General features: G+C 63.1%; 6 protein-coding genes. All 6 read right to left on the bottom strand.

The features are described from left to right. Positions 1 to 146: 146 nt before the first annotated feature. Positions 147 to 737, bottom strand: coding sequence for a class I SAM-dependent methyltransferase (locus H5U38_06395; protein MBC7186647.1), 591 nt, complete (start codon positions 735 to 737; stop codon positions 147 to 149). Further along, positions 730 to 1248: an ECF transporter S component gene (locus H5U38_06390; protein MBC7186646.1), complete on the bottom strand. Its 519-nt coding sequence runs from the start codon at positions 1246 to 1248 to the stop codon at positions 730 to 732. The genes H5U38_06395 and H5U38_06390 overlap by 8 nt, the downstream gene beginning before the upstream one ends. Before the next feature lie 7 nt (positions 1249 to 1255). Beyond that, positions 1256 to 3133, bottom strand: a complete 1878-nt coding sequence (locus H5U38_06385; GenBank protein MBC7186645.1) for a TonB-dependent receptor — start codon at positions 3131 to 3133, stop codon at positions 1256 to 1258. Positions 3134 to 3205: 72 nt separating this feature from the next. Next, the gene (gene nikR / locus H5U38_06380) at positions 3206 to 3619 is read right to left on the bottom strand and encodes a nickel-responsive transcriptional regulator NikR (GenBank protein MBC7186644.1); all 414 of its coding nucleotides are present in this window, start codon (positions 3617 to 3619) and stop codon (positions 3206 to 3208) included. A gap of 309 nt (positions 3620 to 3928) precedes the next feature. Next, positions 3929 to 4651, bottom strand: a complete 723-nt coding sequence (locus H5U38_06375) for an HAD family hydrolase (protein ID MBC7186643.1) — start codon at positions 4649 to 4651, stop codon at positions 3929 to 3931. Between the two features lie 5 nt (positions 4652 to 4656). Further along, positions 4657 to 5695 (bottom strand): Gfo/Idh/MocA family oxidoreductase (locus H5U38_06370; protein ID MBC7186642.1); only part of this gene is annotated, 1039 nt, incomplete at its 5' end.

The raw sequence follows: 5695 nt of genomic DNA, 5'->3' as shown, positions 1-5695 counted from the left end.
CGCCGAGTTAACTCGCACCCTCAACGAACTGACCATCCGCGCCGACATGCTGGTGGGTGCCACCTACCACCAGGCGGGCCTCAGCAGCACAGACTGAGCAGCAGGCGGCCGACTCTCTGCAGGGAGCTTCTGCTCCACCAACCCCCTCACTCCTTCACCGCTTCAGCCCAGAAGAGACCAGGCCGATCCTCGCACACTGTGTTTTTGAGACCACAGGCGTGAAACATGGCACGCATCGCCTCTGCCGACGGGAGAAAGTCGTGGGCCACTGCGCCGCCGATCTGCCGATGCCGCATGTTGACCGCCTCGCTGCTCTCCTCATGAATCACGTAGATTCTTCCTCCTGGAGCCAGTGCTGTTCGCAGCTCGCGGAGCGCACGAGGTTGATTCCGAAAGTGCGGGAAGCAGCAGAAACAAACCACTCGGTCAAACGAACAAGCCGGCACAGGCAGGTGCAGTACATCCGCGCACACAAGGTGCTGCCACGCAGCGGATTTATGCTCGCGTGCCACTTGCAGCATTTTGCGCGAAAAATCCAGGCCGAGCACCAAGCCCATGGGGCCGACAGCCGCGGCCAAGGCCCGCGATAGCCTCCCCGTACCCGCCCCAACGTCCAGGATGCGCTCCCCCGGACGCAACTCCAAGCGCGCTACGATGCTGGGTGTCACGTCTTGAGCGGCTTCCCTATCCCACGAGGGAGCAAGTCGGTCAAAGAACGTCTGCCGTTCGTCACGCATGGGTTATCCCCTTCCTCACCTGGGATGGCGGAAGGCGCTTGACCACAATCGGCACCACCACAAGGATGAGGACGAGGCCCGGCACCCCCTGCAGCAGCGCCGCCAACGACATGCTTCTCGCCGGCAGGCCCAGAAGTGGCACCAACGCCGTCACCCAGACGACCATCACCGCCCGGGAGGCGGCAAGCCCGGCCACCAGTGCCACAAACACCGGAACGCCCTTTTTCCGCGCTAACCACCCCACCACGCCGGTCAGGGCCAGGCCCTCCAAGGCCATCAGTTGCGCCACCGGCGGCGACAGAGGCGGCATGCCGGTCCCCAAAGCCGAGACGACCGGTGTCAGCACGCCCACCGCCATTGCCACACCCAAGGGCAGATAGAATCCGGCCGCGGCAAGGGGCAGGAACATCGGCAAGAACACGCTCCCCAACCCGACCGCATGAAACAGAATCGGGACCAGCACTCCCAACCCAACGAACAGCGCAGCAAGACTCAAGTCGCGCGCCGCCATGGCCGCCTCAGAAGGTCACCACAAACCCGCCATCCAGGGTTCTTCCCGGCATCGGGTAACCCCACATCGCCTGATACTGCGCGTCCAACAGGTTGCGCGCGTTCATGCGCACGGCCAATGGGCCAAACAAGTTGACCTTGGCGCTTAGATTGACCACCAAATAGTCGTCCATCCGGTAGAGATTTGGCTTGGGCGATGCGTTGTCCCTACCGTACCAGTCCCTCACCCCGGTGGCATCGGCGACCAACAAGAAACGCCCTATCCGCCACGAAGCATAGGCGGTCACTTTTTTGCGCGGTGCGTTCGGAACGGTGACCTCCATGTCCACAATGTGCGACCACGATCCGCCCAGCTCCAGTCTGTCCACCGGCTCCCACTGCCAGACGAGCTCGTACCCGGTGTTCGCCACCCGCCCGGAATTGCTCAGCTTGAACAGGGGCGGAGGCGTAGCGTTCTTGGCAATGACGATCAGGTTGTCGCCACGCAGCCGATACAAGGTTGCCTCCACACGAAGGCGCGAGCCAAGGTGTTGGTCAACCCCGAGCTCATAGTTCCAGATTTCGTCAGGCAGCAGATCCGGATTGTGCGGCGGAAAGAAGTAGAGCTCGCGAATCGATGGGCTTCTGAACCCTTTGGCTATCGCGGCACGCAAGGAGGTGCTGCGGGTCGTGTGGGCTACCAAGCCAACTTTGGGCAGAACCTCCCAGCCATAGAGCTCGTGATGCTCCAGGCGCACACCCGCGGAGGCGATTAGGCGGCCGAATAGCAACTGCTGCGTGTGCACGTAGGGTGCCCACTCGCTGAGATAGTAGCGACCATAGTCGGTACCACTCACGCTGTTTTGGGCGTCTCCACCGTAACGTTTCAGGTCAAAGCCCACGGTGGTCGTGTTGCCGCGGAGGAGGCGCACGTTGTGGTAGACCATGAGCCCCATCATGCGGTCGAAGGAACGCCACCCGTCGAAAAAGCGGTGCCGACCGTAGTTGGCGTGAAGCTTGAGGTAACTTTCCCCCAACCAGCTCGAGTGGTTGACTGTCAGGTCCCCTCCCCAGCGGCGGATGTCGTACCAATCATCCCTGGCCGGCTTGCTGACCGGGCCGGGGTCATAGAGGTAGAGGTCGGCGAGCGTCGCATTGGCCTCAATGGCCGTGCGCGGCGCCACATCGTAGCCGAAATGGGCGGTGAAGAAGTTGCCCTCGTAGGCAGCATTGCCATCCTGGCGATGACCGTCAGTGCTGCGCCGTGCCGCCGTCAACTGATAGTTGAACTTGTTGAGGCGGCCGGCATGGCGTGCGGAGAGGTGTCGCATGGCAAAACTGCCGACGCCCCCGGCGAAGCTGGTGGCAAAGCCGGGTCGCTCCAGGCCTTGAGTGACGATGTTGATCACCCCGGCAGTGGCATTGGTGCCGTACAGGAAAGAGGCCGGCCCACGCACCACCTCCACCCGGTCGATGCCGTCGGTGACGAACTCGTCGCCAATTGTGCACCCCATGAGCCCCATAAAGTCCGGCCTGCCGTTGCGCAGGATGAGCACGTGCGTGTCGGCCGTACCGCCAAGGCCGCGCATGGCTATCTTGCCTGCCGCGCTCCCGGCAACGCCATAACCCATCACCCCCCATTGCGTCACAAAGAGGCTGGGCACATGCGTCTGCACCAGGTCAAATACCGCCACGCTCGGAGCGAGCGCCAGTCGCGCCCCATCGATGAGCGTGATGCTGGCCGCCAAATCCCGCTGCGCCTCCCGCACTTTGGTCGCCGTCACCACAACCGGGTTGAAGCGGTACCGCACCGAATCCGCCGGTGTCTCCTCCTTGAGGTCGGCCCAGCCCTGCGTGCCGATCAGCCCCATCACGCACCCCAACAGCAACAAGCGACGCAAACTCATTTTTGCCTCCTGCTGACCATTCAGCGCTCTGTGGTACGACTCTTCTTCGTGCTACCCGTGCAGAGACACGAGTCACTTCAGCTCGCGGCCGGTAGTGGTGGCGACAAGCTTGCCGTGCTTCACCCCCTTGGTCCCGATAAGCTGGTCCGCTATGGCGCGGATGGCGCGTGCCTCGCCGCGCACCGCCAGCACCTCCAGGCAGTTGTCGTGGTCCAGGTGCACATGCATCGTGGAGATGATCTGGTCGGCGTGGTTGTGTTGCAGTTCCGTCAGCCGCTCAGGCAGCTCACCCAGGTGGTGGTCGTAAATGAGGGTAATCGTCCCGACCCGGTCGCCTTTCTCCTCCTGCCACTCGCGTTGCACCAGGGCGTCGCGGATGAGGTCGCGGATGGCCTCAGAGCGGTTAGCGTAGCCCATCTCCGCGATCATCCTGTCGAAGCGCGCCAAGAGTTCGCTGTCCAGGGAAATGCCAAATCTGGTGACCATGTGCGTCAGTCCTCCACCGTGCTACTTTTTTGCAAAAGATAACACCGCTGCATCAGAAAAACAAGCAGAATTTGCTGGCAAGGGGAAAAAAGATGGAGTCCCGTGGGAGACCTGGGAAGACCTCTGGCCAACCGCCAGCGTTTCCTCGCGCCAAGGGCGCAAGGGCCGGAGGTGTGAAACCTCTGGCCTGCCCACCCCTCTTGTCCGGATCGACACCCCCACTACCCCCGGGGCTCAGGGCAAGCCCCGGCAAAGATTGCCTGCACTCCGAGCGCAAAGAAACACCCGAGAGCTTGTCCCCCCAGCAGACTAAGACCCGGACGAGTCCTTCCCGGCCAGCGCCCTGAAGATCTCGGTCACCGCCGCGCAGTCAGACAGGTCAGCAAGAAGGAAGTCGGGGTCGGCCTGGGCAAGTTCGGCCATGCTATTGCCGCCGGTGGCCACTGCCACGGTCACCGCGCCGTGGGGACGCGCACATTCGATGTCGCGAATAGTGTCGCCGATAACCACCACCTCCTGCGGAGCAATGGCGATACCGGTCAGTTGCCGCATCCGGGCTAAGGCGAAGGGCAACAGCCGGTCGCGCTCCTCGGCATCGTCGGCAAAGGCGCCCACGCGAAAGTAGCCATCAATCCCAAAGTGGGCGAGCTTGGCACGAGCGCCCTCCTTCCAGTTGCCGGTCAACAGACCAAGGGTCACAAAGCCTAGTCCTTGGAGCGCATCCAGCACTGCCGGAATGCCTGGCAAGAGACGCTTTGTGGCAGAAGGGACGGCGAGCTCTGGGCCGATCAGCTCCAGGTAGCGGCGGCGGAACGCCTCCACCCTTCCCTCATCCCACGGAATACCCTGCTTGGCCAACGCCTCGCGCACGATTTCCGGATCCGTGCGGCCGGCCATCTGGACATCGGCAAAGCCATCGGCGCAACCGAACACGTCGCGAAATGCGGCGATCATGGCGCGCTTGCCCGCCCCGCCGGAGTGCAGCAGGGTACCATCGATGTCGAACAGCGCCAAGAGGTGCCGTGTCTTCATGCTGCTCACTCTTCCAAAGAGACGACCTCTCCCCTCTCGGCTGCGTCCAAGGCCGCCAGGATGAGCTGCAGGTCACGATAGGTCTGCGCAGGCGAGGCCAGGGGTACTTCGCCCTCAGTGAGGGCGCGATAGAACGCGAGCCATTGGTTCCGGTACCCGCCGTCGAACCCTTCCCAGCGCAGGTGCTGCCGCTTGCGCTTGCCTGCCGGCTGTAGCCGGAGCTCGCCGTGGCCAATCTCCAGGGTGCCTTTGGTCCCAAAGACGACTGTTCTCACCCACCAACGATCGCTGCGTGCTGCCGTGTAGGAGGCCGAATAGTGGCCGATGGCTCCCGACCTGAACAGGAGGTTGATGCAGACGTTGTCCACGCCCCCAAAGTGCGGGCTTTGCCGTCGGGCGAAGGCGTGCACGCGCGCCACTTCCCCAGCAAGCAGCCGCAGCTGCGCCATGTGGTGGACCCCGGCATCGGTCACAAAGCCGCCGCGGTGGGCCGGCGCAATTCGCCAGCCGGTGGCGCCAGAACCAGAATCGGGGTCAATTCGCACCGTGACGTCCATGCGGATCTGGAAGACTTCGCCGAGCTCGCCGCTCTCTATTAGCTCCTTGGCCCGCAGGATGTCCTCCCGGTAGTAGAACTGCTCGGCGATCTGCACCACCACGCCGTACTCGGCCGAGAGGTGCATCATCTTGCGACCTTGAGCGAGGTCTACGGCAACCGGCTTTTCGCACATCACATGCTTGCCCGCCCTGGCGCACTCCAGGCTGACCGGATAGTTGAGGGCAATGGGCACCGCAACCAGCACCGCCTCGACATCCGCCTCGGCAAGCATCTGGCGGTAGTCAAGGTAGTACCGGCTCAGTCCCACCAGCCGGGCAAACTCTGCAGCCTTTTCTTCCCCCCTGTTGCACACGGCAGTCACCCGAAACAGCTCGGGGAGCTCTTTGAGCACCGGCCAGTGCAAATTACGCGCGGCCAGCCCAGTACCGATGATGCCCAACTTGATGGGCGGGCGAGCTGCCTTCTTCTGAGCAAGACGGGAACTC

This window comes from Calditrichota bacterium, assembly GCA_014359355.1.
In the GTDB taxonomy this organism is placed as follows: domain Bacteria; phylum Zhuqueibacterota; class Zhuqueibacteria; order JANLFK01; family Oleimicrobiaceae; genus Oleimicrobium.
The sequence above is the reverse complement of the archived record's forward strand: the minus strand, read 5'-3'. Positions and strand labels throughout refer to the sequence as shown.